We start from the raw sequence: 24,902 nt of genomic DNA, 5'->3' as shown, positions 1-24,902 counted from the left end.
CCTCAGCCGCGTACGCTGTCGCGCGACAAGGTCAGCACGAAGCACGCGCCGGGACGCGCCTCGTCGTTGGGCTGCAGTGTGAGGGTCCCCCCGTGCGCCAGGGCGACCGCGCTGGCGATCGCCAAGCCCAGCCCGGTGCCATCTTCACTGTCGGTCGTGAAGAAGCGGTCGAAGATCCTGGCGCGGTGTGCCTCCGGAACGCCGGGTCCCCGGTCGCGCACCTCGATCTGCGCCTCGTGCGCGTCGGCCGAGACACGCACCGCGACCTGCTCGCCAGCGGGCGAGAAGCGCACCGCGTTGTCGCACAGGTTGAGCAGGGCTGTGACCAGGTCCGTCTCGCGGACGGCCAGCGTGATCGGAGCGCCGGTGTCGGCGTCTACTCGCACCACGTGATCGGGCGTGCTGGCCCGAGTCGCGACGTCGGTCACCAGCGCGAGCAGATCGCGGGATACCTTGGGCTCCTGGCTGGCCTCGATGCGGCTCAGCTCCAGCAGGCGGGAGACCAAGCGATCCAGCCGCTGGACGTCGAGCTCGATGTTGTGGAGGAAGCGCTGGCGGGCGTCCGGATCGTCGGCCGCGCCCTCGCCCAACAGCTCCGCGGCGCCGCGGATCGACGTGAGTGGAGACTTGAACTCGTGCGCCACGTCTGCGGCGAAGTCGGAGATGTAGCGCAGGCGCCCGTCGAGCTCGCGCGTCATGGTCGCGAACGACTCGCTGAGCTCGCGGATCTCACCGCTGCCCACGATGGGGACAGGCGCATCGCGGTCGCCGCGTGCGATGCGGCGCGCGGCCCGCGACAGGCGCGAGAGGGGGCGCGAGATGGTCCAGCCGAGCGCCAGGCTGATCAGCACGGTGAAGACGATGGCCACGCTCAGCACCGAGATGAGGCCGCGGCGGATGCGATAGAGCTCCAGCAGTACAGGCTGCGTGCTGCGCACCACGTAGACCACAGCCACCACGCGCCGCTCCTCGAAGACCGGCTCGGCCACGAACAGCAGCACCTCGGGGGAGCGCTCCCGCACGCGGGTGAAGCTGGCGCGCTCGCCCGTGAACGCACGCGCGACCTCGGCGCGCGCGGGGAGGTCTGGCCAGCCCTCGTCGTGGGCGTCGCTCCACTGTGCGGAGAAGTCACCCGCGCGCGCGACGTAGCGGCCGTTCGTGAGCGAGCCGGGCGCGACGCTGGGCGTGCCGAGCAGGGACGGTACGTGGGGCTCCGGGCCCTCGGGCGCACCGTCACGGTGGGAGTCGAGCAGCACGTCGCCGTCGCGGGTGATGACGCGCACACGTGTGCGCGTGTCAGCCGCCGCGAGCCGCAGGACCTCCTGCTGTGTCTCGCTCCCCAGGGCAGGGCTCTCGGGGCCGACCTCGAGCATGCGCCGGATCAACACCGCCTGGTGCCGCATGTCGCGCTCCAGCGCGCCGAGGAGCTGGCGCTCGTACAGGCGCGCGAACTCGAGGCCCGCCACGGGGACGAGCACCACGAGCAGGTTCACCAGGAGCAGCCGCAGGCCGATGCGACCGAGGAGTCGCCTGACCCACCGGCGGATGCGTTCCGGAGCCGGAGCGTGGGTGTCACGCACCGGCGGCCTTGTAGCCGACACCGTGCACGGTCTCGATCGGATCACGCCCCAGCGCGCGGAACTTGGCCCGGATGCGCCGGACGTGCGTGTCCAACGTGCGCTCGGTCACCAAGTTGTCGAACGGGTACGCGCGCTGCATCAGCTGCCCGCGAGACAGGACCACGCCAGGGCGCTCGAAGAGCGCGGCGAGGACACCGAACTCGGTCGCGGTCAGCCGCAGCACGTGCTCGCCGCAGCGCACCTCGTGGCGCGCGAGGTCGATGGTGACCCCGTCGTGCGAGAGCAGCTCGCCGTCGCCCTCGGGCTCTGCGCGTCCAGCCGAACCGCGTCGCAGCAAGGCCTTTACGCGGGCCACCAGCTCACGCGTTCCGAAGGGCTTGGTGAGGTAGTCGTCGCCACCCAGCTCGAGCCCCAGCACGCGATCGAACTCTTCGCTCTTCGACGAGAGGAACAGCACCGGAACGCTCGAGTCGCGCCGTAGCTCACGGCACACGTCGAGGCCGTCGAGCTCGGGCATCATCACGTCCAGCACCACCAGGTCGATGTCGCTCTGACGCGCGCGTTCGAGGGCGGCGCGACCGTGCGTGACGAGGGTCACGCGATAGCCCTGTCGTTCGAGGGTGTACTGCACCACCTCGCGGATGCGGGCTTCGTCGTCAGCGACCAGGATGTGGGCGGCCATCCCGCGCAGTGTACATGGGCCTCGGCGGGCGTGCGTCATGCGCGCGGCACGTGCGGAGACGGAAACGCGAAGAGCGCCCCGGAGGACGCTCTGCACGACGGGACCGCACCTACGTCACTGGAACGCGGTGGGGTTCTCCAGATGCACCAACAGGCCGTTGCACAGGATCGCCTTGCCGGCGCCAGCCGTCAGGGTGCTGCACGTGTTCGGGTCGAGCCCCAGCGGAGCCGCGCGTCCTTCGTCACCCGCCGCGATCTGCGAGCGAGCGCCATCTCCTGCGACAGCGGCCGCACCCGCGGGGAGCTGGCAGACGATGCCCTGGTAGTTGGCCCACACGCCCGGGTTGAACGAGCCAGAGGCCCCCGCGCCGCTCGCGTCGAAGCCGCAGCTGTTGGTGATGGCCTGGAAGTGCGCGCTGATGGCCAGGCGGTTCATGCTGCCCAGCACGCCGTCTCCGCCCGTTGCCTCGTCGATGACCTGGTTGGTCTTCCACCACAGGAAGCCGCCCACGCCACAGGTGGCGAGGAGGATGAACAAGCAGCAGCCACCCAGGATCATGGGCATCTTGCTCTTCGGCTTTTCGCCGCCCTCGGCCGGGGCTGCAGGCGCGCCACCGAAGCCGCCACCACCCGGAGGACTGGACGGGCTGTCACCGCCGAAGCCACCACCCGGGGGAGCCCCCGCGGGTGCGCCGAAGCCACCGCTCGCCGCCGGAGGGGGAGCGCCGAAGCCGCCGCCGCCGCCAGACGACTCGGGCATGGTCGCGCCAAAGCCGGACACCGGGGCCGGTGCGCCGAAGCCACCACCCGCTGCTGGAGGAGGCGCGCCGAAGCCGCCACCCGCTGCTGGGGGAGGCGCGCCGAAGCCGCCGCCCGCCGGGGGCGCCGCTGCTGCGGGGGGCGCTCCGAAGCCACCACCCGGGGGCGCCGCCGCGGGGGGAGCCCCAAAGCCGCCACCGGCTGCCGGGGGAGGTGCGCCGAAGCCACCGCCAGCCGAGGAGCGGCTGCCGGGGAGGTGCGCGAAGCCGCCGCCCGCAGGGGCGCCGCTGCTGCGGGGAGCGCCGAAGCCGCCGCCCGCGGGGGCGCCGCCGCAGAGCGCCAAAGGCCGGGGCCGGTGCGCCCGGAGCCCCCACGCCCGGAGGCGCCGTCATGGGCCCCAGCATGGTCTTCTGGAACGCGAGATCTTTCTTCGCCGCAGGCGGCTGGGACGCGCCGGGAGCCGCCGCGGGCGGCGCGGCGGGGGCAGCTGGCGGAGGCGCCGACGCGGGCGCGCCCGGCAGTGCGCCCGGACCGCTCATCATCATGGTGCCCTTGAAGCGAGCGGCCTTCTTCTTGGCCAGCTCGGTCCCGCAGCTGATGCAGTTGCTCGCTTCGTCAGTGTTCGGTTTTCCGCATGAGGGACAGTAGATGGTCACTCTTAGAACCCCTCCGCCCTGGGGCGGTCATGGACGCTGTGGTGCGGCCGGTGGGAAAGTGCCGCCGGAGCGGCCGGGAATGGGTCGCGGACGGCCTCAAGCCCACCCGCACCAAGGTCAGGGTGTCATACCCTGGTCTCGGCCCGGCTACCCTACCGGGTTGCAAGCGGTCTGCAAAGTAGAAAGGCGTCCATTCTGCGCCCGACCGGACACCTGCGTAGCCGACCGCCAGGCGGCTGACCCGTGCGCCACTGGACTACCCTCGACGCCGCGTGCTCGACGATCGTCTGGGGTGTCCGCGGGGGGGGGAGCGCCAGCCCCGGTCGCTCCCGCTCGTGTCCTCGGAATTGGACGTCGTGTGCGGGTCGGGCGCCCATACCGAGGAACCACCGGCCCAGACCCCGCACGGCCTTGACACGGGGCTTGCCGCGGCCTAGCGTCCCCCCGCCCAAGGCCCTCCTCGGATCCCTCCCCCGATCCCCCAGGGGGCCTTCGGAACCCCTGCTGCGTGTTGAGTTTCAACCGCCCGGATGGGCACGTACAGCGGCCCGCTAGGCAAGCCCGAGAGCACTATGGCCTTCGCCCTCACGCCCGAGCGAGAACAACAAGTCGACGACATCATCACCCGCTACCCCACTCGGCGAGCGGCGCTGATCCCGGTCCTCTGGGTGTGTCAGAAGCAAAACAGCTGGATCAGCCCGGAGGTCATCGACTACGTCGCGGCCCGGCTCGAGATCTCGGCCGCGGCCGTGAAGGGCGTCGTCACGTTCTACACGATGTTCCACGAGCACGAGGTCGGCGAGAACGTGGTGTGGGTGTGCCGCACGCTCTCCTGCGATCTGCGCGGCGCGAAGGTGGTCCAGGAGCACCTCGAGGAGCGCTTCGGCTGTCACGCCGGCGGGACGTCGAAGAACGGCAAGTTCAGCCTGTTCAAGGCCGAGTGCCTCGCGGCGTGCGGCCAGGGCCCGATGATCCAGATCAACGACCGCTACTTCGAGAACCTGGACCTCGCCAAGCTGGACCAGATCCTCGACGCGTACGAGAAGGACGGCGTCGAGGCCGCCGAGCAGCGCTTCGCGGACACCGCCGTGTACAACGGCCACGTCCCGCCTCCTGGGATGGAAGCCCCGCCCGAGCGCCCCTCGTCGATGCGGCCGAGCCCGATGTCGGCGGCTCCGGCCAAGCCCGCTTCCGTGGCACCGCCGGCCAAGCCCGCTTCCGTGGCACCGCCGGCCAAGCCCGCTTCCGTGGCACCGCCGGCCAAGCCCGTCTCGGTCGCGCCGCCAGCGGCCAGCGCACCCGCCGCGCGCCCCGCCCCGAAGGCCACCCTGGTGGGGATGCCCGCCGTGGGCACCACGCCCAGCGCCGCCCCCGCCGAGACTGCCGTCTCGAACGACGCGCAAGATGCGAACGACGCCAGCAAGGGCGAGGAGTAGGACATGGCCGAACCCCAGAAGCTCCTGACCGCGCGCTACGATCTGCCCGAGAGCTGGACGCTCGCCGTGGCCGAGAAGCATGGCGCGTACAAGATCGCTCGCCGCGCGCTGACCATGATGCAGCCGCAGCAGATCAAGGACGAGGTGAAGAACGCCGCCATCCGTGGGCGTGGGGGCGCTGGCTTCCCCGCCGGGATGAAGTGGAGCTTCCTCGCGCCCAAGCCCACCGACCAGGTGTACCTGGTGGTCAACGGCGACGAGTCCGAGCCCGGCACCTTCAAGGACCGCTCCATCATGGAGCTGGATCCCCACCGCTTGATCGAGGGCTGCATCGTCACCTGCTACGCCACCGGCGCCCACGTGGCCTACATCTACGTGCGCGGTGAGCTCGGCTTCTCCATCCAGCGCCTGGAGGCCGCGGTCGAGGAGGCGCGCAAGGCGGGCTATCTGGGCGAGCGCCCGTTCGGCAAGGCGTATCCCGTGCAGGTGCACATCCACTCGGGCGCCGGCGCCTACATCTGTGGCGAGGAGACCGCCCTGCTCAACTCCCTCGAGGGCAAGCGCGGCGAGCCGCGGCTCAAGCCCCCGTTCCCGGCCAACAGCGGCGCCTTCGGCATGCCCACGGTCGTGAACAACGTCGAGACCATCGCCTCCGTGCCCGACATCCTCGAGCTGGGCGGCGAGCGCTGGGCCAAGCTGGGCAAGCTCCCGGGCGACGGTGGTCTGCGCCTCTACGGCGTCAGCGGCCACGTGAAGCGCCCCGGCGTGTACGAGGCCCCGGTGGGCATCACCATGCGTGAGCTGATCGACCACTACGCGGGCGGCATGCTCAACGATCGGCCCCTCAAGGCCGTCATCCCGGGCGGCTCCAGCACGCCGGTGCTGCGTCCCGACTGGAAGGTGGACGCCCCGGCGGCGGACCACCCGCTGCACGCCTGGCACGGGCAGAGCGAGATCGACGTGCCGATGGGCGTCGACACCTACCGCGCGCTCGGCACCATGCTGGGCACCTGCTGCGCCATCGTCATGGACGACAGCGTCAACATGCTGGACGTCACCCGCAACCTGATGCGCTTCTACAAGCACGAGAGCTGCGGCCAGTGCACGCCGTGCCGCGAGGGCAGCGGCTGGTTCGTCGACATCCTCGAGAACCTCTGCGACGGCAACGGCAAGGTCGAGGACGTCGAGCTCATCGCGGGCATCGCGAACAACGTCATGGGCAACACCATCTGCGCCTTCGCGGACGGCATGGCCATGCCGCTGCTCGGGCTGGTCCGCAAGTTCCGCGAGGAGTTCGTGGCCGCCGCGCAGGCGGGTGGGCTCCCCGAGGGCACGCGGCACGACAACCCCACCAGGGCTTTGGTCGAGGGCAAAGCAGCATGAGCACCGCAGGTTTTCTACTCTTCCTCTTCAGCGCGGTGCTCGCCATCGTCGGCGCCGTCATCACCGTCACGTCCGAGCGCCCGCTGCGCGCCGCGATGGGCCTGCTGATGCACGTCGTGGCCCTGGCCGCGCTGTATCTCACGCTCAACTCGCACCTGTTGGCCGTGCTGCAGCTGCTCATCTACGCGGGCGCGGTGGTGGTGCTCTTCGTGTTCGTGATCCTCTTGTTGGGTCCGGCGGGCGAGTTCGCGGGCAACACCGAGCACCTCATCGGGCGCGTCATGGCGGGCTGCTCCGCTGGCGCGGTGCTGCTCCTCACGGCGTTCTCGCTGTCGCGCCACGACGCCGAGTTCGGGCCAGTGCCCATCGACTACGGCACGGTCGAAGGCCTCGGGAGCGCGCTCTACCGAGGGGCCATGGCGCCCTTCGAGATGGTCTCCATCACGCTGCTGGTCGCCGTGGTCGGCGCGGTGGCGATCTCGCGCGTGCGCACGGCCCGCGAGAAGGCATCGGACGCGGCGGACGCCGAGGCACGCAAGCTGGCCAACGCCGGCGGGAGCAACTGACATGGACGTCGGCATCGGCGAGTACCTGGCGCTCTGCTCCATCCTCTTCGGGATCGGCGCCATCGGCTTCCTCACGCGGCGCAACATGCTGATTCAGCTGATGACCATCGAGATCATGCTGAACTCGGTGGTGTTCATGCTGCTCGCGTTCAACCGCGTCCACACCGGCACGCAGGCTGGACAGGTGTTCGGGTTCTTCGTCATCGCCGTGGCGGCGGCCGAGGCCGCGGTCGGCCTGGCCATCCTGATCAGCTACTTCCGCATCAAGAACTCCGTCGAGACCGACAAGGCCGACCTGCTCAAGCACTGAAGGCGCAACGATGTTCGGAGACCTCATCTCACACGAGTCCGCCCTGCTCCTGATCGTGGTGCTGCCCATCTTGGGCGCCCTGGTCAACGGGCTGTGGCTGCGCCCGGAAGACAAGAAGTACGTCAGCATGATCGCCCCCGGGCTGGTCGGGCTCTCGTTCGTCCTGGCGCTCTACAACTTCGTGCACCTGTTCCTGCTGAAGGCGGGCGGCAACGAAGATCCGCGCATCACGTTGCACCTCTACGAGTGGTTCTCGCTGCAGCTGCCGGGTGGCTCCGATCTGCCCATCAACGTCACCTTCACCATGGACTCGCTCAGCGGGCTCATGACGCTGGTGGTGACGGGCATCGGCACGCTCATCCACATCTACTCGCTCGGGTACATGAGCGAGGAGACGTCCTACAACCGGTTCTTCGCCTACCTGAACCTGTTCACGGCGTCCATGCTCATCCTGGTGCTGGCCAGCAACCTGCCGCTCATGTTCGTGGGCTGGGAGGGCGTCGGTCTGTGCTCCTACCTGCTGATCGGCTTCTGGTTCGAGAACAAGAGCTACGCCGCCGCCGGTCGCAAGGCCTTCGTCGCCAACCGCGTGGGTGACCTCGGCGTCATCATGGGCATGTTCACGCTGGCGCTGGCCGCGGGCTCGTTCGAGTTCGAGTCCATCAACGCGCTGGCCACCTCGAACGCGGGCAGCTTCATCCGCCCGTTCCCCATCCAGGGCCTGAGCATCTCGCTCGCGACGGTGGCCTGCCTGTTCCTGTTCCTCGGGGTCACTGGCAAGTCGGCGCAGGTGCCGCTCTACATCTGGCTCCCCGACGCCATGGCCGGCCCCACGCCCGTCTCCGCGCTCATCCACGCGGCCACCATGGTCACCGCCGGCGTGTACCTGATGTGCCGCCTGTCGCCGGTGTTCCTGCACAGCGACACGGCCATGATGGTCATCGCGGTCGTCGGCACCCTCACCGCGCTCCTCGCCGCGAGCATCGCCGTGGTGCAGCACGAGATGAAGAAGATCCTGGCCTACTCCACGGTCAGCCAGCTGGGCTTCATGGTCGCGGCTTGCGGCGTGGGCGCCTTCAGCGCCGGCTTCTTCCACGTGTTCACGCACGCGTTCTTCAAGGCCTGCCTCTTCCTCGGCGCGGGCTCGGTCATGCACGCGGTCCACGCGCACGGCGACGCCGACATCTTCAAGCTCGGCGGCATGAAGAAGTACCTCAAGACCACGCACTGGACGTTCCTGGTCAGCTGCTTGGCCATCGCGGGCTTCCCGGGCTTCTCGGGCTTCTTCTCGAAGGACGAGATCCTCTACGGCGCCGCCGCCATGGCGCTCGGCGAGCACAACGTCGTGGTCGGCTGGATCGTCTTGGTGGGCCTCAGCCTGGCGGCCTTCATGACTGCCTTCTACATGTTCCGCCTGTACTTCCTCACCTTCACGGGCAGCTACCGCAGCGGCGCGCACGGTGACGACGAGCATGGTCATGGTCACGGCGACCACGGGCACGACGACCACGGCTACGACCCGCACCCACACGACGGTGGCTGGGAGATCAACGTGCCGCTCATCGTGCTCGGTGTGGGCGCGATCGCGGTGGGCTGGCTCGGCCTGCCCCACGCGTTCCACTTGCCCAACTGGTGGGGCGGCTGGATGGACGCCTCCATCGCGCACCTGCCGGGTCACGGTCCGCACGACGAGATCGAGAACTTGCTGCCGGTGTACGTGGCCATGGGTCTCGGCTCCATCGCGGGCCTCGGCGGCATCGGACTCGCCTTCGTCCTCTACAACAACAAGGAAGAGGACACCTTCACCACGAAGATCCCCACGGGGCTCTTCAACCTCATGTTCGACAAGTGGCGGGTGGACGAGCTCTACGGGGCCACCATCATCCGCCCCATCCGCGGACTCGCCCGCATCGTCGGCAACGTCGATCAGTCGTTCGTCGACGGACTCCTGGCCGGCCTCACCACGCGCGTGGTCGCGGTCACGGGCTGGCTGGCCACGCGTGTCCAGACCGGCAGCGTCCACGTCTACGGATTCGGCATGACGCTCGGGGTCCTCGGCTTGCTGCTGTGGGCAGTGACGCCGTGCGCCGAATTGACCGCGGAGGTCGAGGGCGAGCGGATCACGCTCCGGGCGACGCCGGGTCTGGGCTACACGTACGCCTTCGACGGTGACGACTTCAACCAAGGTCAGGTGGAGTACGTCGCCGCGGGCGAGACCGACCAAGACTGGAGCACCAACCCGACGTTCAACCCGCGCTACACCACGGCCGAGTACCGTCGCTTCGTCCTCGGCGTGCGCACCGAGCATCCCCAGCTGCCCACCCAGATCGACGTGGGCGAGGACTGGCAGGTGCTGGACTTCCCAGGGCTGGACTGGCGGACCGACCACAGCTCCGCCGCGGAGGGCGAGGTCCTCCCGTGGCTGTACGACGTCGCCGGGCGCGAGCAGCAGGTGCTCATCCGCATGACCGACGAAGGCATCGAGATTCGCCCCAACGGCGCGGAGGTCAGCATCAATGGCCAGCGGGTGGTGACCCCTCCGCCGGCCGCCGCCGACGACGACGACGCGGCCGCCGAGGAAGGCGGCCCGGATCACCCCGAAGAAGGCTCGGCCGGGACGCGCGTCTTGGTCGGACAGACCCTGCGCGTGGGCCACGTCGAGTTCATGGTCCACGGTGTGGTCCGCGCGACCCTCTTGGTCCGGAACGCGTTCGGCTCCATGGCGCGGGACTCGGTCGACATCGTCCTCGAGAACCCGGCCCCCATCACTCTCGGTGAACCCACCCATGCGGCCCTGAACCTTCAGGAGCCAGCGCGATGAACGACCATCTCCTCACCCTCCTCCTCTTCCTCCCTCTGCTCGGCGCATTCACCGTGCTGTTCATGCCCCGCCAGTGGGTGCAGGGGATCCGAGCCACCTCGGTGGCGTTCATGGCGGTCGAGTTTCTGCTCAGCCTGCGCCTCTTCGACGGGGACTACAGCACCGCTGCGTTCCAGTTCGAAGTCAACCGCCCCTGGGTGGAGCAGGTGGGCATCAACTTCCACCTCGGCGTGGACGGCATCTCCCTCTGGTTGGTGCTACTCACCACCGCGTTGACGCCGGTGGCCCTGTTCGCCTCGTGGACCAGCGTGGCCACGAAGGTCAAGGAGTACGCCGTCGCGTTCCTGATGCTGGAGATGGGCATGCTCGGAGCGTTCTTCGCGCTGGACGTGTTCCTCTTCTACGTCTTCTGGGAGCTCATGCTCGTGCCGATGTACCTCATCGTCGGCGTCTGGGGCGGCCCCAACCGCGTGTACGCGGCTGTGAAGTTCTTCCTCTTCACGATGGTGGGCAGCTTGCTCATGCTCGTCGCGATTCTCTACGTGGTGGCCACGTACAAGGAACTCGCGGGTCACTACACCTTCGACCTCGCCGAGCTGACGCGCGTGGCCCTGCCGCGCACGGAGCAGTGCTGGCTCTTCGCGGCCTTCGCGCTCGCGTTCGCCATCAAGGTCCCCATGTTCCCGTTCCACACGTGGTTGCCCGACGCCCACGTGCAGGCGCCGACCGGCGGCTCGGTCATCCTGGCCGCGGTCATGCTGAAGCTCGGCACCTACGGCTTCCTCCGCTTCGCCATGCCGCTGTTCCCGCTGGGCAGCCAGTACCTCGGGCCGACCATCGCGCTCCTCGGCGTCGTGGGCATCATCTACGGCGCGTGGGCCGCGTGGGTCCAGAAGGACGTCAAGAAGCTGGTGGCCTACAGCTCGGTCAGCCACATGGGCTTCATCGCGCTCGGCATCTTCGCCATGACCCGCCACGGCATCAGCGGCGCGCTCCTGCAGATGCTCAACCACGGCGTCTCGACGGGCGCGCTCTTCATTCTCGTCGGCTTCCTCTACGAGCGTCGCCACACGCGCGACTTCGAGGACTTCGGCGGCATCGCCAAGGTCATGCCGGTCTACACGCTGTTGTTCGTCATCGTCACCATGAGCTCGGTCGGCCTACCCGGCACCAACGGCTTCGTCGGTGAGTTCATGATCATGAGCGGCGCGTTCTTCTCGCGCGGCGAGGTGGGGCTCGGCGAGTACTGGTTCTCCATGACCCTCTTCTCCGCCACGGGCGTCATCTTCGCGGCCGTCTACATGCTGCACGCAGTCCTCAAGATCTTCTTCGGTCCCATCACCAAGGACGTGAACAAGAAGCTGGTGGACCTCACCCGTCGCGAGAAGCTCACCCTCGCGCCACTGGTGGTGCTCATCTTCTGGATCGGCCTCTTCCCGTCCGCCTTCCTGTCGCGCATGGACCCCACGGTCGAGGCGTTCCAGGCCGACTTCACCACACGCTACCGCGCTCAGATGAACCTCACCGAGCCGCGCCTGATGGCCCGCAGAAGCCCTGACCTCGAACCCGGCGCCGACCACCCCGGTCTGCACGCCGCGCTCGCCGCTGCCGAGGGAGTCGAACGATGATGGAACTGCTCCCCGTGGCATCCCTGCTGATGCTCGTCTCGGCCGGCTTGGCCATCATGCTGCTCGACGTCTTCGCGCGCGGCCGCGCCGAGCTGCCGTTCGTGACCACCATCGCGCTGCTCGCGGCGGCCGCCACCAGCGCCGCTGGTCTGTTCGCCCCCACTCCGACCGACGTCCCCAGCTTCATCACCGACTACCTCTCGGTCGACAAGTACGGGCTCTTCTTCGACGTCGTCATCGCGCTCGGCGCGGCGCTCGCTTCCCTCCTTGCGGGCGGGTATCTGCGCGAGCATGGCATGGATCGCGGCGAGTACTACGTGCTCACGCTGTTCAGCGCGCTGGGGGCCATGGTCATGGCGCGCGCGGTGGACCTCCTGACCCTCTTCGTGGGGCTCGAGACCTTGTCCCTCGGCGTGTACTCGCTCGTCGCCTATCGCCGCACGAGCGCTCGCGCCACGGAAGCCGCCGTGAAGTACTTCCTGCTCGGCTCGTTCGCGTCGGCCATCTTCCTCTTCGGCGCAGCGCTCGTCTACGGCGCCACCGGCCACACGGACTTCCACGGCATCGGGGAGGTCATCGACGGTGGCCACGCGCCCGTGGTGCTGGTGGTCATCGGTCTGGCCATGCTTGTCGCCGGGTTGGGCTTCAAGGTCAGCGCCGTCCCGTTCCACATGTGGACCCCAGATGCCTACGAGGGCGCCCCGACCTCCACCACCGCGTTCATGTCCGTCGTGGTGAAGACCGCAGCCTTCGCCGTGTTCCTCCGGCTCCTGGCCGTGGGCTTCGGCGGCGAGCTGCGCACCGGCATCAACGGCTGGCCTGGGCTGCTCTCCGCCCTCTCCGCGGTCACCATGGTGTACGGCAACCTCGCGGCGGTCACACAGACCAGCGTCAAGCGCATGCTCGCCTACTCGTCCATCGCGCACGCGGGCTACCTGCTCCTCGGTCTCGCGGCGGTCGCGACCCAGCCCGAGCAGGCCACGAGCGCCGTGCTCTACTACCTGGCGGCCTACACGGTCAGCAACGCGTTGGTCCTCGGCGCGCTCATCTGGTCCGGCAGCTTCGGCAAGGAGGCCACCTCCTACGCCGACCTCGCGGGGCTCGGTCGTCGTCACCCGGCGGTCGGCGCGGCGTTCATCGTCGGCATCCTGTCGCTCATGGGCTTCCCGCCAACGGCGGGCTTCTTCGGCAAGTGGTACGTGCTCAGCGCCGCCGTCCAGGCGGACATGGTGCCCCTCACCATCCTGGCCGTCCTCAGCAGCGCGGTGGGTGCTTTCTACTACCTCAAGGTGCTCGTGTTCTTGTACATGAAGTCGCCCGAAGAGGGAGCGCCCGTCGCCGTGCCGATGAAGTCGGGCTACGTCACCTTCGCGCTGGTGTTGGCCGCGTATTTCGTCATGAAGATGGGCCTCACCCCCTCCAATTACCTCGACGCCGCGCTCGCAGCCGCGTCTGGGCTGGTGAGCTAGGGGCCCTTGAGCGGCTGGCCGAGGCTCGACCGTGTCTTGCTCGCGACCGTCGGCGTCCTGGCGGTCGCTGGCTGCGGGCGTAGCGAGCCTCCCGACCCGGCGCCAGCTGCAGGTGCCAACGCCGAGGGGGATGCCCCGACCGCAGCTCCCGCCACAGTGCGGGTGCGCGGCTTCGTTCGGCTCGCCGCGGACTCCGACGACCTGCCCGGATACGAGCTCGCCGACATCGGGCGTGACGCCAGCCGCCCTGGCGTTCCGCCGGAGTGTCCACCGGCGCGGGCGAGCGACACGCGTCCGCTCTCGTTGAGCCCCGAGCGCGGCATCGGCGGGATCCTGGTGACCGCCACGGGCGACCCAGCGCTCTTCCGCGAGATGCCGACCGAGCCGAGCTCGTTTCCGCTGGCGATCCGCGACTGTCGTCTCCAGCCCACGCTGATGGTGGCCATGGTGGGGGACACCATCCCGCTCACCAACCACTCCCCCGTCGCCTTCATCACGCGGTTCAGCACGGATCCGATCAACGAAGCCATCGCGCCCAACCGCGTGCGGCAGCTCGAGGTCATCCGACCGGGCGTGCACCGCGTGGACTGCACCATGGTGGCGGGCTGCGGTCTGACCGACGTGGTGGTCCTGGCCCACCGTGTCGCGACCGTGACCGATGCCACCGGAGCATTCGAGCTGGACGTCCCAGCCGGGGCCCCGGTGGAGCTCCACGCCTGGCACCCGCTGCTCCGGAGGCGCGAGGGCACCGCGACCCTCCCGGCGGCCGACGCGGTCGCGGGCGAGACGCGCACGCTGGAGGTCACGCTTCGCATCCCGCCCCCGGGCGAGGCCAACGTCCCCGTGGCCCCGGCGCCAGACCCCGCGAGCGGCCCCGTCGACTTCCATTGACCGCGCGCGAGCGCGTCGCGCACGTGTCCCCTGCTCAGCCGCGCGGGAGCGCCGCGTCGGGGGGTCGCAGGTACTCGGGCGCGAGCGTCGCGACGTCGCGGATGCGGCCGGCGTGGACCTCTTCGAGCAGCGACGCCGCCAAGGCCGCGGGGCTCAGCGCGTCGCGCGCGTAGGGAGTCCACAACGCGCGCGCTGCTTCCGACACGGCGTCTCCTCCCAAGCGCTCGAGGTGCGTCATCCCCACCACGATGCGCGCCCCGGGACGCTCCCCCTCCGCGGCCCGCGTGAGCGTGTCGAGCGCGTCGGCGGGGCCTGCGTGAAACGGCGCGACCCGCTCAATCACCCCGCCTCCTCGCGACGGCCGAGACGACGCACTCGGCTCCTCGAACGAGTACAGCGCGGCGTACACCTCGCCTCGGTACGCCGGGCTGACGACGGCCACGGACACCGCCCCACCCGCGGAGGACGCTCCGTCCGCCATGTGTGCGCGTCCTGCGTCGTCCGTGGGACGCGCGACGTAGGCCAGCGCGCGCAGCGACGACACACCGTACAGCGCACGCCCAGCCGCCACGCACAGTCCCTTCGCCGTGGCCAGCCCGACGCGCACGCTGGTGAACCCGCCAGGACCGAGCGTCACCCCGATGGCGTCCACGCTGCGCGCGGTGAGCCCGTGCGCGGCGAGCAACGCAGCCACACCGGGCAACAACACCTCCGCGTGCTTGCCCGCCGTCTCGAGCACGTGACCGTGGACGTCGCCCCCAGGCGTGGTCAGGGCCAGCACCAGCGCCGGCCCGGTCGTGTCGATACACAGCAGATTCATCGTAGATTCCGGGTTCTGGCAGGGCGCGCGACGGGGCGCCAGCCTTGACGTGGCCGAGCGACCACATTACTACGCTTCATCGCTGCGGCCCGCCCGATGTTGAACCTACTGGAACCGACCCCGTCGCACTGGGTGGAGCACGCTTACGCTGACCTGCCCCGCCTGCTGTCCGACCACGCGCACTGCGAGCTCAAGGCTGCGCAGAGCGCGCTCAGCCTGGTGGGGCGCTATGCGGGCGAGGCCCCGGAGCTCGTCGAGCCGCTGGTCGCGCTGGCCAAGGAAGAGACACAGCACTTCAACCTCGTGCATCAGCGCATCGCCGCCCTCGACGAGCCGATGGCCATGCCCGCGTCGGACAAGTACGTCCGCGCCCTGCGCGATGCGGCCCGCGAAGACCACCGGGAGGCCCCCGCCCTGCTCGATCGGCTGCTGGTCTGCGCGTTCATCGAGGCGCGCAGCTGCGAGCGCTTCAAGCTGCTCTCCGAGCACTTGCCGGACCGCGACCTGGCCGCGTTCTACTCCTCCCTGATGGTCAGCGAGGCACGTCACTACCGCCTCTTCAGCGGTCTCGCCGAGGCGCGCTACGGCGCAGATGCGCGTCGTCGCATGCAGCGGCTCGCGCAGCGTGAGGCCGCCATCGCCACCCACCTCCCTCTAGGTCCTACGGTACACGGATGAGCCAAGACGACGCCCCGCCTTCCAAACGTCGGGCTCCGGCTCCCGACGACGACAGCTTGGCTGCCAACGTCAAGACCATCGTCGGCGCCATCGCGCTCGCGCTCTTCATCCGCATCGTGTTCTTCGAGGCGTTCGCCATCGACGGCCCCTCCATGGAGCCCTCCCTCCTCAATGGGGATCGCGTCGTGGTCGCGAAGTATCCCTACGGCCTGTTCCTGCCGTTCTCTCGGGAGGCCATCTTCACCTGGGGGTCTCCCGAGGTCGGTGACGTCGTCATCGTCAAGAGCCCGGCCGACGAAGAAGACATCGTCAAGCGCGTGATCGGCGTGGCAGGGGACACCGTGTCCATGGTGGACGGACAGGTCTTCCGCAATGGGGAGGCCGTCCCGACCACGCTCGTCGGACCGTGCGACGAAGAGTCCCAGAAGGTGGCCGACCCGGAGTGTCGGGTCTACGAGGAGCGGGTCGGCGACCGCTCGTGGCACACCAGCCACGCCAACATGGGCTTCATCAGCCGCGACCTCGCCAACTGGGCACCCGTGACCGTCCCCGACGGCCACATCGTCGTCCTGGGCGACCACCGCGACCAGTCCAACGACAGCCGCCGCATCGGCCTCATCCCGCTCAACCGAGTGAAGGGTCATGCGCTGTTCATCTACTGGTCCAACGACCCTGGTCGCGACCGCCGCTGGGGCCGGATGTTCCAGGGGATCCGTTGAGCGCCGGCGCGGACGTCGAGGCGATCCGCGCGCGCTTGCGTGACGAGCTGGGCACGCTGGTCGTGGACGCTCCCGAGAGCGTCGCGTTCGTCTATCCGAGCCCCTACCACACAGGCATGTCCTCGCTGGGGTTCCAGACGCTGTACCGCGCCGTGAACGAACGCCCTGGGCGCGCCGCGCATCGCGCGTTCCTTCCGGACGACGTGGCCGAGGCCCGTCGCACGCGGACCCCGTTGCTCACCTATGAAGCGCTGCGACCCGTCAGCAGCTACGCGGTGCTCGCGCTCTCGGTCGCGTACGAGCTGGAGCTGGCCGGGGTGGTGGAGTGCCTGGAGCTGGCGGGCCTCCCGCCGCTCGCAGCGGACCGGGACGCGCGCCATCCCATCGTGTTGGCTGGCGGTCCGCTCACGTTCAGCAATCCGCTCCCGCTCGCGCCGTTCGTGGACGTCATCCTCATGGGCGAGGCCGACGAGACGCTGCACCGAGCGCTCGACGTCTTGTTCAGCGGAGGCGACCGACAGCGTGTCCTACGCGAGCTGGCCGATCGCATTCCGTCCGCCTACGTGCCCATGCTGCATGGGGACCACATGCCCCCGGTCGAGAAGGCCGACGACGCGTGCCTACCCGCCTACTCGCAGATCCTCACGCCCCACACCGAGCTGCGCGAGATGTTCCTGGTGGAGCCAGAGCGCGGCTGTCACCGCGGCTGCGAATACTGCGTGATGCGGCGGTCGACCAACGACGGCATGCGCACCTTCGACATCGACAAGGTGCTGTCGCTGGTGCCGACCGTGGCCCGCCGCGTTGGACTGGTAGGCGCCGCCACCACCGACCACCCGCGCATCGCCGAGCTGGTGGAGGCGTTGGCCGAAGGTGGGCGTGAGGTCGGGCTCTCGTCTCTGCGCGCCGACCGCCTCAACGACCGCTTGTGTGCGGCCCTCCGCCGCGGAGGCCAGACGGTGCTTACCACGGCCAGCGACGGAGCCAGCCAGCGCATGCGCGACCGCATCCAGCGGCGCGCACCGGAGAGCGTGCTCGTCCACGCTGCCGAGCTCGCCCGCGCGCATGGCTTCAAGCGCTTGAAGCTCTACATGATGCTCGGCCTCCCCGGGGAAGAGGACGCCGACGTGGATGAGCTGATCGACTTCAGCGTGCGGCTGAGTCAGCTGGTGCCTGTCTCGCTCGGCATCGCCCCCTTCGTGGCCAAGCGCAACACGCCGCTCGACGGCGCGGGGTTCGCCGGCATCAAGCTGGTGGACAAGCGCCTCGACCGCCTGCGGAAGGGTGTGCGCGGCAAGGTCGACGTACGCGGGACCAGCGCGCGCTGGGCGTGGGTGGAGTACGTCCTCGCGCAGGGAGGTCAGGCCGAGGGCCGCGCCGTGCTCGACGCCGTGCACAACGGCGGGGCGTTCCGCGACTGGAAGGACGCGTTCGACGCCCTCCCGCTCGACCGCCCCCCGCGCGCGCTGGTGCGGCCCGGGAACAAGCTGGGGCGCGCGCTCCAGGTGCTCGGGCAGTCCTGAGCCTCTCGTCCTGTCCGCCGTCTGTCCTATTTCGCGCTACGCGGCCTCGCCCTCGACGGCCGGCAACGCGCTCTTGTAGGCGCGCACGAAGCCGTGCGCCGCGCGCGTCCAGCTGTTGTCCAGCTCCATCACGCGGCGCACCAGCGCCTTGTAGCCTTCGCGCTGCAGGTAGGCGCCCACGGCCCGCTGCGTGGCCGCCAGCACGTCCTTCGCGTCGAGCGAGTCCGACAGGAACGCGTTGCCGCTGCTGAGCGTCGCATCGCAGTCCACCAGGACGTCCGCGAGGGGGGCCTGGCGAGAGAGGATGGGCAGCGTCCCGTAGCGTTGGGCCTCGCGGGCGAACGCCCCATCGTCCGAGAGCGACAGGAGCAGGTCCGACGCGCCCATGATCGCGTGTGTGAGCGACCCGTCCGAGCCCGTGCGGACCTGGAAACGGTCCGGAAAGCGGTCCCACAGGTCTTCGAGAGCGGCCACGGCCTCGCCGCTGGCGTCTGCCTGCACCACCAGCTGCACGTCGTTGCGCAGCAGCTCCGCCGTAGCGTTCACGAACGCCGACAGGTACCGGCTGTCCTGCGCGCGCACGACCACCCCCAGCAGGGGCACCTCGGGGCGCACGGGCAACGCGAGCTCCCGCTGCAGCGCCGCCTTGCTGCGGGCCTTGCCGCTGCGGTCGATGGGGTCGAAACGCGACGCCAGGTGCGAGTCCGTCAGCGGGTTCCACAGGCTGGTGTCCACGCCCGAGCCCACCACACGCACGAACTTCCCGGCGCGGTCGTCGGCGTGGCGCGCGGCGAGCGCCTCCAGCACGCGGTCGGCCTCGGAGGTGGTCGCGGCGATGAGCGTGGTCGCGATGTCGAGCGAGCGCGTCAGCGCGTCAGCGTCGGCGCTGAGCACGCGCGGCGTGGGGTGGTCGGCCTCGGCCAGCTCGCGCAGCACGGCGGTGCCGGCCTCTCCCAGACCGTGGATGATCTCCGCGCCCACCGTGATGTCGTCACGCACGAACGCGGCTGCCGCCAGCGAGAACACGCGCAGGCGCCGCTGCACGGTAGCCGCGTCGCCGTCATCGAGATCGTTGGCCGTCGCGAACAGCTCGGGGTGCCCGATGAAGACCTGCTCCACGCCGTGGACGTTGCGCCCCGTGTACAGCTCACAGGCGTAGGGCGTGCCCTCGACTTCGACGTTCAGCTTCACCAGGCGGCGCGCCAGCGCGCGCTGCCCGGGGTCGATGCTGCGGTAGAGGGGAGAGAGCGTGGTGACGCGGTGGTCGAGGGCCCGCAGAGCCTTGGCGAGCGCTGCGGTGAAGGGGTCTTCCTCGAGTCCGCCCGTGAGGACGAGGATGTTCATCTGGCCGGGACCATACACCCGGGACGTCGGGGCCACCACCCGAAGCGCAGGGCGCGCGCGCCAGATGTGAAACGGCGGCGATGTGGCGAAGCTGCCGACATATGAGCACTTCGAAGGGACCCTCGACGGGTGGTGGTGACCGGTGCCTCCAGGCCTGGTGGGGCAGGCCTTGCATGTCCAGTCGCTGGCGGATGACGGGGCACGCGTGGTGCGGCTCGTGCGCAACAGGCAACAGGTGGCCGAGGACGGCGCGCTACTGGTCGCCCGCGAGGCGTGCTGGATCCGCAGCGCTGGCCCGACGCGGACGCCATCGTGCACCTGGCCGGGTCCAACATCGGCGACCGGCGCTGGACCGCCGCCGTGAAGCGCGACGTCCTCGACAGCCGCGTGAGCGGGACCTCGCTGCTGGCGCGCACCCTCGCAGAGGCATGTCGAGCGCGCCCAAGACGCTACTCTCCGCGTCGCCGTCGGCTTCTATGGTGACCACGGGAGCGCGCACGGTGGACGAGGCGCGCCTCGCGGGGAGGGCTTCTCGCGGATGTCTGCGAAGCGTGGGGTCAGCCTCGCGCCTGCCTGAAGCGGCGTGCGCGTGGTGGTCGCGCACGCTGGGCATCGTGCTGAGCGCCGAGGTGGGGCGCTGCGCTAGATGCTCCCCCCGTTCAAGCTCGGCCTGGGCGGCGTGGTCGGCTCGGGCACCCAGGGCTTCCCGTGGGTGTCCCTCCCGGACGTCGTGGGCGCGCTGCGCTTCCTCGTCGCGGCGGAAGACGCGGGCGGTGTGTTCAACATCGTCGGCCCCGAGCTGGTGGACAACGCGGCGTTCACGAAGACACTCGGCAGCGTGCTCGGCCGCCCCACGGTCATCCCGCTGCCCGGCTTCATGGCGCGCGTGGGGCTCGGCGGTGAGATGGCCGACGAGCTCCTGCTCCAGGGACAGCGGGTGGTCCCCAAGGCGCTGCGCGACGCGGGCTTCGCGTTTCGGCACGAAAAGCTCGAGGCTGCGCTGCGCGAGACGCTGGGACGCTGACGCTTCACACGGTCTGCCCGACGGAAGATGGCGCGGGTATGCCCGGTGCGATACACCGGGGTCGCCGCCCCGAGCGCTGGCCACCAGCGGGCGTGCGCGTGTCCACCAGCATTGCGCCGGAGCCTGCTAGACTCGCCCGGCTCCGCCCCGCTCTCCTCATGACCGCGCCCCTCGACGACGCCGCCCCCGCGCTCACCATGCGCACGTTCTTCCGCGCCCTCGGCCCCGGCATCCTGTTCGCAGGGGCCGCCGTGGGCGTGTCGCACCTCGTGCAGTCCACGCGCGCTGGCGCCGAGTACGGCTTCGCGTTCGCGGGCGCGGCGCTGGGGGCGAACGTCCTCAAGTACCCCGCGTTTCGCTTCGGCCCGGAGTACGCCGCGGCCACGGGCACCTCCCTGCTCGAGGGCTACCGCCGACAAGGCATGTGGGCCCTCTGGCTGTACGGCCTCGTCACCTTGCTGACCATGTTCGGGGTGCAGGCGGCCGTCACGCTGGTCACCGCGGGCCTCGCCATCCACCTATTCTCCCTGTCGCAGGGGCCGCTGCTCGTGTCGGTGCTGCTCACGGTGGCCTGCGTCGCGCTGTTGGGCTTCGGCCGCTATCGCTGGCTCGAGCGGGTGGGCAAGGTGGTCGTGGCCACGCTCACGGTCACCACCTTGGCGGCCACGGCGCTGTCGCTGCGTCACGTGGACTTCGACAGCGTCCAGCTCTACCCGAGCGCGGCCATGCTCGAGCGGCCGGGGACGTGGTTGTTCCTCGCGGCGCTCATCGGCTGGATGCCCTCGGCCGTGGACGTGGCCGTGTGGCAGAGCCTGTGGACCCTCGAGCGCGCCAAGGCGGCCCGCGAGAACGGCGAGCCCGCGCCCCCGCGTGCCATCGCCCTCTTGGACTTTCACGTAGGCTACGGCGGAACCACCTTCCTCGCGCTGTGCTTCCTCACGCTCGGCGCGGCGGTCATGCAGGGGCAGACGTTCGAGGCGTCACCCCATGGCTTCGCAGCGCAGCTGGTCAACCTGTACGGGGAGACGCTTGGCGACTGGAGCCGCCCGCTGCTCGCCCTGTGCGCGTTCATGGTGATGCTCTCGACCACGCTCACGGTCGTGGACGGATTCCCGCGCGCGCTCTCCGCGCTCTACCAGCGCTTCCAGCGCTCCGAACTGGACGCAACGGCGCAAGAGGAGCGCCGCGCCGACAAGGCCTACTGGGGCGCTCTGGTGGTGCTCGGCGTGGGCTCCCTCACCCTCCTGGGCAGTTTCGCCGAGCGCATGCCCGCCATGGTCACCTTGGCAACGACGGCGTCCTTCCTCACGGCGCCCGTGCTCAGCTGGCTGAACCATCGCGCCATGCACGGCGCGGAGGTGCCCGAGCGCGACCGACCGCGGCGCTGGCTGACCATCTTCTCCTGGGTCGCCATCGTCGCGCAGCTGGCGTTCGCCTTCTTCTACCTCTGGCTCAGGTTCACATTGTCGTGACTCTTCCACCGCTCGTTCTCGAAGCCCTCGCCATCGCCGGCGGGATCGCCTTCCTGGTCTGGGGCGCGGACCGCTTCGTGCTGGGCGCCGCGGCGCTCGCCAACAACATGGGCGTGTCACCGCTGCTGATCGGCCTCACCATCGTCGGCTTCGGTACGTCGGCGCCCGAGATGCTGGTCTCCGCAGTGGCGGCGTCCCGCGGCGCGTCCGGCCTGTCCGTGGGGAACGCGATCGGCTCGAACATCACCAACGTCGCGCTGGTGCTGGGGGCCGCAGCGCTCATCAGCCCGCTCGAGGTGCACAGCAAGGTCATCCGCCGCGAGCTGCCAGTCCTCATCTTGGTGTCTGCGGCGACGCTCGCGCTGCTGTGGGACGGCGTGCTCGGCCGCACGGACGGCGTGGTGTTGTTGCTCGCGCTGGTGGGCATGATCAGCTGGGTGGTGCGCGAGGGCATCGTCGAGGGCGGCGCGGGCAGCGACGACGCGCTGGGGGCCGAGATGGCCGACGAGATCCCGACCGACATGAGCACGGGCATCGCCCTCTTCTGGGTGGTCTTCGGGCTCGCCATCCTGCTCGCCGCGAGCGACCGGCTGGTGTGGGGGGCGACCGGGGTGGCGCAGTTCTTCGCCGTGCCCGACCGCTTGATCGGCCTGACCGTCGTCGCGGTGGGCACCAGCCTGCCGGAGATGGCTGCCTCCGTGGCGGCCTCGCGGCGCGGCGAGGACGACATCGCCATCGGCAACGTGATCGGCAGCAACATGTTCAACCTGCTGGGTGTGCTGGCGCTGCCTGGGGTCATCGCACCCGGGGCCATCGACGCGTCCGTGCTGACGGCCGACTACCCGATGATGATCGGCGTGACCGTGCTGCTGCTGCTCCTCGCGCGCGGCTTCCGCAACGACCGCAACCTGACGCGCGCGCACGGCGTGGTCCTGCTGCTCACGTTCGCGGGCTACTACGTGTACCTCTTCACCCAGCAGCAGGGATAGGCGGCCCATGCACGAAGGAGCGTTTCGCGTGCTGCGCGCGCTCGCGGACCGGCAGCGGCGTCGCCGTCCGGCGCTCGCGCGCGTGGCGGGGGAGGCCGAGTCGGTGCTGCGCGAGCTCCTCACGCGCTACCCGAAGTGGTTCGACGAGGACCCCGACGGAGTGCGCGCCACCGACGTGGGGCTGGCCGCGCTCGCGACCGAGTTCGCGGCCAGGCACCCCGCAGAGGGCACTCGCCCCGGCGACTCGGACGAGGCCGCGCTCGTGACGGCGTTTCAGACGCTCGCCGAAGGCCGCGCGCCCCTTCGGCCGGAGCTCGACCAGGTGTGGGCCACGGCGCCGTCCGTGCTCGCTCGCGCGCGCTACCTCATCGAAGCGGGCGAGGTGCAGCGGGGGCTCGCGTTGCTGGGGGACGACGACCTCACCAGCCTCGCGCTCGGTCTGCTGGGGGCGTCACGTGGCGCGCACGTGCTCGACGTGGACGAGGCCCTGCTGCGCTTCCTGACCGAGCGCGCCGCGCGGGAAGGCTACGGCCTCGACGCCACGCTCGCCGACGCGCGCGAGCCCCTCCCGGCTGTGCTCCGAGGCCGCTTCGGCGCCGTGTTCACCGACCCCCCCTACGCGGACGAGGGCTTCGCGCTGTTCCTCGGGCGCGCCATCGAGCTCACGCGGCCGGACGCGCGTCTCTACGTGTGCTTTGGCGCGAGCCGCCGCGCCCCGGAGCGCGCGCTCTCCAAGCAGCGCATCATCGCCGAGGCGGGCCTGGTCATCGACGCCGTGCTGCCCGACTTCCACACGTACGAGGGCGCCGAGAGCATCGGCGCGCGCAGCAGCCTGTACGTCTTGAGCAAGACACCCGGCACGCGCTCGGGGTTGGGACCAGGGTCGGTCGACGGCCCCCTCTACACGCGGCGCGCGCCCAACGCGCCGAGCGCGAGCAAGTCGCGCAGCGCGCGGAAGGGCCACGCCAAGCACAAGAAGCGCCCGCCCGGTGGAGGCACCCCGTGACCGACGCACGTGACCCGGACGCGCCCGAGCCCGTCCCGGCCCATCCTTCGGCCACCGTCGTGCTCCTGCGCGACGCGCCTGACCCCACGGGAGGCCTCGAGGTGTTGCTGGGTCACCGTGGCGCCGAGCTCACCTTCCACGGCGGCGAGTGGGTGTTCCCGGGGGGGCGCGTGGACCCGGAGGACTGCCTCGACGGTGCGCCCCCCGGCTCGCTCGACGCCGCGCGCCGTGCCGCGGTGCGTGAGTGCGCCGAGGAGGTCGGCGCCCACGTCACGGCCACGTCGCTACGCGCGTGGTCGCACTGGACCACGCCCGTGCGGTGGAAGAAGCGCTTCGCCACCTGGTTCTTCCTCGCCCCCTTCGCCGACCAGGCTCTGCGAGTGGACGGCGTCGAGATGCAGACCTGCCGCTTCATGCGCCCCGCCGAAGCGCTCGCGCAGCAGGCCAGCGGCGCGCTCGGCCTGCCCCCGCCCACGTTCGTGACGCTGGTCGAGCTCTGCGCGTTCGCGTCCGTGCACGAGGCCCTGGCCGCGGCCGAGCGGCGCGAACCGCCCGCGATCTTCCCGCGCGTTCACCGCGTCGACGACGGTGCCGTCTCGCTCTACCCGGGTGACGCAGGCTACGAGGTGGGCGCCCTCGACGCACCCGGGCCGCGGCACCGCTTGGTCATGCGGCAGAGCGGCTGGCGCTACGTCAACGAGCGCCAGCGCACCTGAGCGCGTCACCCGCGGCTTCGTCGCCGCGGAGGGTCGCGCGGTGCGGCTCGAGGGCGGTCCCCTGCGATGCGCCGCCGCTGTTCGTGGGCAGCTAGGCTCAACCCTCGGTGTTGCGGAGGAAGTTCGCCACGTGCGCGAAGCGCTCGTCCAAGAACGTGCGCAGCTCGCCCTCCACGCCGCACTCCGTCAGCGCTGCGTCCATGCAGCGCAGCCACGCGTCGCGCATGGCGATGTCCACCGGCACGCGCCCGTGGCGCATGCGCAGCCGCGGGTGCCCGTGACGCGCCATGTACTCGCCAGGCCCGCCCAGCCAACCCAGCAAGAAGAGCGAGAACCGCTCGCGACTACCGCGGTCGACCTTGCCCGCAGCGTCGCGCGCGTGCAGCAGGGTGAGGGCAGGCTCGCGCTCCTCCATGACGTCGTAGAAGCGC

23 protein-coding genes and 1 pseudogene are annotated in these 24,902 nt (G+C 70.3%); 17 read left to right on the top strand and 7 right to left on the bottom strand.

Features of this window, described 5'->3' with window-relative positions; all coding sequences use genetic code 11:
• Positions 1-2 precede the first annotated feature (2 nt).
• The 4 genes from H6726_28280 to H6726_28265 all read right to left on the bottom strand — a co-directional run bounded on the left by H6726_28280 (position 3) and on the right by H6726_28265 (position 3,676).
• On the bottom strand, positions 3-1,547 hold the full coding sequence (locus H6726_28280) for a HAMP domain-containing protein (GenBank protein ID MCB9661576.1): 1,545 nt from the start codon (positions 1,545-1,547) through the stop codon (positions 3-5).
• A gap of 25 nt (positions 1,548-1,572) precedes the next feature.
• Positions 1,573-2,262, bottom strand: coding sequence for a response regulator transcription factor (locus H6726_28275; protein ID MCB9661575.1), 690 nt, complete (start codon positions 2,260-2,262; stop codon positions 1,573-1,575).
• A 114-nt stretch (positions 2,263-2,376) separates the two neighbouring features.
• Positions 2,377-2,826, bottom strand: coding sequence for a hypothetical protein (locus H6726_28270; GenBank protein MCB9661574.1), 450 nt, complete (start codon positions 2,824-2,826; stop codon positions 2,377-2,379).
• Positions 2,827-2,911: 85 nt separating this feature from the next.
• Complete coding sequence (locus H6726_28265) at positions 2,912-3,676, bottom strand: zinc ribbon domain-containing protein (GenBank protein ID MCB9661573.1); 765 nt, start codon at positions 3,674-3,676, stop codon at positions 2,912-2,914.
• 572 nt (positions 3,677-4,248) lie between these two features.
• Here H6726_28265 and H6726_28260 point away from each other — a divergent pair.
• The 8 genes and pseudogenes from H6726_28260 to H6726_28225 all read left to right on the top strand — a co-directional run bounded on the left by H6726_28260 (position 4,249) and on the right by H6726_28225 (position 14,180).
• Positions 4,249-4,722 (top strand): annotated as a pseudogene (locus tag H6726_28260) (NAD(P)H-dependent oxidoreductase subunit E).
• Between the two features lie 393 nt (positions 4,723-5,115).
• The gene (gene nuoF, locus H6726_28255) at positions 5,116-6,495 is read left to right on the top strand and encodes an NADH-quinone oxidoreductase subunit NuoF (protein MCB9661572.1); all 1,380 of its coding nucleotides are present in this window, start codon (positions 5,116-5,118) and stop codon (positions 6,493-6,495) included.
• Positions 6,492-7,061: an NADH-quinone oxidoreductase subunit J gene (locus H6726_28250; GenBank protein ID MCB9661571.1), complete on the top strand. Its 570-nt coding sequence runs from the start codon at positions 6,492-6,494 to the stop codon at positions 7,059-7,061. Before nuoF ends, H6726_28250 begins: the two co-directional genes overlap by 4 nt.
• Before the next feature lies 1 nt (position 7,062).
• Positions 7,063-7,371: an NADH-quinone oxidoreductase subunit NuoK gene (gene nuoK / locus H6726_28245; GenBank protein ID MCB9661570.1), complete on the top strand. Its 309-nt coding sequence runs from the start codon at positions 7,063-7,065 to the stop codon at positions 7,369-7,371.
• 10 nt (positions 7,372-7,381) lie between these two features.
• Complete coding sequence (gene nuoL, locus H6726_28240; protein ID MCB9661569.1) at positions 7,382-10,192, top strand: NADH-quinone oxidoreductase subunit L; 2,811 nt, start codon at positions 7,382-7,384, stop codon at positions 10,190-10,192.
• A complete protein-coding gene (locus H6726_28235; protein MCB9661568.1) occupies positions 10,189-11,820 on the top strand; it encodes an NADH-quinone oxidoreductase subunit M in 1,632 nt (543 codons plus the stop codon). Before nuoL ends, H6726_28235 begins: the two co-directional genes overlap by 4 nt.
• Positions 11,820-13,289, top strand: a complete 1,470-nt coding sequence (locus H6726_28230) for an NADH-quinone oxidoreductase subunit N (GenBank protein MCB9661567.1) — start codon at positions 11,820-11,822, stop codon at positions 13,287-13,289. Before H6726_28235 ends, H6726_28230 begins: the two co-directional genes overlap by 1 nt.
• Before the next feature lie 6 nt (positions 13,290-13,295).
• Positions 13,296-14,180 (top strand): hypothetical protein, encoded by an 885-nt coding sequence (locus tag H6726_28225; protein ID MCB9661566.1) that lies wholly within the window; start codon positions 13,296-13,298, stop codon positions 14,178-14,180.
• 34 nt (positions 14,181-14,214) lie between these two features.
• Here H6726_28225 and tsaB read toward each other — a convergent pair whose 3' ends face one another.
• The gene (gene tsaB / locus H6726_28220; protein MCB9661565.1) at positions 14,215-15,000 is read right to left on the bottom strand and encodes a tRNA (adenosine(37)-N6)-threonylcarbamoyltransferase complex dimerization subunit type 1 TsaB; all 786 of its coding nucleotides are present in this window, start codon (positions 14,998-15,000) and stop codon (positions 14,215-14,217) included.
• 96 nt (positions 15,001-15,096) lie between these two features.
• On the opposite strand from tsaB, the gene H6726_28215 reads away from it, so the two are divergent.
• From H6726_28215 to H6726_28205, 3 genes are read left to right on the top strand one after another with little or no spacing between them, the layout of a single operon-like run.
• Positions 15,097-15,678 (top strand): hypothetical protein, encoded by a 582-nt coding sequence (locus H6726_28215; protein ID MCB9661564.1) that lies wholly within the window; start codon positions 15,097-15,099, stop codon positions 15,676-15,678.
• Positions 15,675-16,397: a signal peptidase I gene (lepB, locus tag H6726_28210; GenBank protein ID MCB9661563.1), complete on the top strand. Its 723-nt coding sequence runs from the start codon at positions 15,675-15,677 to the stop codon at positions 16,395-16,397. Before H6726_28215 ends, lepB begins: the two co-directional genes overlap by 4 nt.
• A complete protein-coding gene (locus H6726_28205) occupies positions 16,394-17,920 on the top strand; it encodes a radical SAM protein (protein ID MCB9661562.1) in 1,527 nt (508 codons plus the stop codon). The genes lepB and H6726_28205 overlap by 4 nt, the downstream gene beginning before the upstream one ends.
• Before the next feature lie 36 nt (positions 17,921-17,956).
• On the opposite strand, the gene H6726_28200 is transcribed toward H6726_28205, so the two are convergent.
• Entirely contained in the window at positions 17,957-19,264 is a 1,308-nt protein-coding gene (locus tag H6726_28200; protein MCB9661561.1) for a glycogen/starch synthase, read from the bottom strand.
• A 273-nt stretch (positions 19,265-19,537) separates the two neighbouring features.
• Between H6726_28200 and H6726_28195 the strand changes: the two genes are divergently transcribed.
• From H6726_28195 to H6726_28170, 6 genes are all read left to right on the top strand, one after another.
• Positions 19,538-19,747, top strand: coding sequence for a hypothetical protein (locus H6726_28195; GenBank protein MCB9661560.1), 210 nt, complete (start codon positions 19,538-19,540; stop codon positions 19,745-19,747).
• A 163-nt stretch (positions 19,748-19,910) separates the two neighbouring features.
• Complete coding sequence (locus H6726_28190) at positions 19,911-20,288, top strand: DUF1731 domain-containing protein (protein MCB9661559.1); 378 nt, start codon at positions 19,911-19,913, stop codon at positions 20,286-20,288.
• A 158-nt stretch (positions 20,289-20,446) separates the two neighbouring features.
• Complete coding sequence (locus H6726_28185) at positions 20,447-21,760, top strand: divalent metal cation transporter (GenBank protein MCB9661558.1); 1,314 nt, start codon at positions 20,447-20,449, stop codon at positions 21,758-21,760.
• On the top strand, positions 21,757-22,749 hold the full coding sequence (locus tag H6726_28180) for a calcium/sodium antiporter (GenBank protein MCB9661557.1): 993 nt from the start codon (positions 21,757-21,759) through the stop codon (positions 22,747-22,749). Before H6726_28185 ends, H6726_28180 begins: the two co-directional genes overlap by 4 nt.
• Before the next feature lie 7 nt (positions 22,750-22,756).
• On the top strand, positions 22,757-23,755 hold the full coding sequence (locus tag H6726_28175; GenBank protein ID MCB9661556.1) for a bis-aminopropyl spermidine synthase family protein: 999 nt from the start codon (positions 22,757-22,759) through the stop codon (positions 23,753-23,755).
• Positions 23,752-24,471, top strand: a complete 720-nt coding sequence (locus tag H6726_28170; protein ID MCB9661555.1) for an NUDIX hydrolase — start codon at positions 23,752-23,754, stop codon at positions 24,469-24,471. Before H6726_28175 ends, H6726_28170 begins: the two co-directional genes overlap by 4 nt.
• 97 nt (positions 24,472-24,568) lie before the next feature.
• On the opposite strand, the gene H6726_28165 is transcribed toward H6726_28170, so the two are convergent.
• Positions 24,569-24,886 (bottom strand): cyanoglobin, encoded by a 318-nt coding sequence (locus tag H6726_28165; GenBank protein ID MCB9661554.1) that lies wholly within the window; start codon positions 24,884-24,886, stop codon positions 24,569-24,571.
• Positions 24,887-24,902: the final 16 nt, after the last annotated feature.

It is taken from the genome of Sandaracinaceae bacterium (assembly GCA_020633055.1).
Classification (GTDB): domain Bacteria; phylum Myxococcota_A; class Polyangia; order Polyangiales; family Houyiibacteriaceae; genus JADJJE01.
Note: the sequence above shows the minus strand (reverse complement) of the source record. Positions and strands in the feature narration are given on the sequence as shown.

Excerpts from the sequence above, each read along its gene's own strand:
- H6726_28250 (MCB9661571.1), top strand. The coding sequence starts at position 6,492 with ATGAGCACCGCAGGTTTTCTACTCTTCCTCTTCAGCGCGGTGCTCGCC.
- H6726_28175 (MCB9661556.1), top strand. The coding sequence starts at position 22,757 with ATGCACGAAGGAGCGTTTCGCGTGCTGCGCGCGCTCGCGGACCGGCAG.
- H6726_28165 (MCB9661554.1), bottom strand. The coding sequence starts at position 24,886 with ATGGAGGAGCGCGAGCCTGCCCTCACCCTGCTGCACGCGCGCGACGCT.
- H6726_28190 (MCB9661559.1), top strand. The coding sequence starts at position 19,911 with ATGCTCCCCCCGTTCAAGCTCGGCCTGGGCGGCGTGGTCGGCTCGGGC.
- nuoF (MCB9661572.1), top strand. The coding sequence starts at position 5,116 with ATGGCCGAACCCCAGAAGCTCCTGACCGCGCGCTACGATCTGCCCGAG.
- nuoK (MCB9661570.1), top strand. The coding sequence starts at position 7,063 with ATGGACGTCGGCATCGGCGAGTACCTGGCGCTCTGCTCCATCCTCTTC.
- nuoL (MCB9661569.1), top strand. The coding sequence starts at position 7,382 with ATGTTCGGAGACCTCATCTCACACGAGTCCGCCCTGCTCCTGATCGTG.
- H6726_28235 (MCB9661568.1), top strand. The coding sequence starts at position 10,189 with ATGAACGACCATCTCCTCACCCTCCTCCTCTTCCTCCCTCTGCTCGGC.
- H6726_28275 (MCB9661575.1), bottom strand. The coding sequence starts at position 2,262 with ATGGCCGCCCACATCCTGGTCGCTGACGACGAAGCCCGCATCCGCGAG.
- H6726_28200 (MCB9661561.1), bottom strand. The coding sequence starts at position 19,264 with ATGAACATCCTCGTCCTCACGGGCGGACTCGAGGAAGACCCCTTCACC.
- lepB (MCB9661563.1), top strand. The coding sequence starts at position 15,675 with ATGAGCCAAGACGACGCCCCGCCTTCCAAACGTCGGGCTCCGGCTCCC.
- H6726_28270 (MCB9661574.1), bottom strand. The coding sequence starts at position 2,826 with ATGCCCATGATCCTGGGTGGCTGCTGCTTGTTCATCCTCCTCGCCACC.
- H6726_28230 (MCB9661567.1), top strand. The coding sequence starts at position 11,820 with ATGGAACTGCTCCCCGTGGCATCCCTGCTGATGCTCGTCTCGGCCGGC.
- H6726_28185 (MCB9661558.1), top strand. The coding sequence starts at position 20,447 with ATGACCGCGCCCCTCGACGACGCCGCCCCCGCGCTCACCATGCGCACG.
- H6726_28215 (MCB9661564.1), top strand. The coding sequence starts at position 15,097 with ATGTTGAACCTACTGGAACCGACCCCGTCGCACTGGGTGGAGCACGCT.
- tsaB (MCB9661565.1), bottom strand. The coding sequence starts at position 15,000 with ATGAATCTGCTGTGTATCGACACGACCGGGCCGGCGCTGGTGCTGGCC.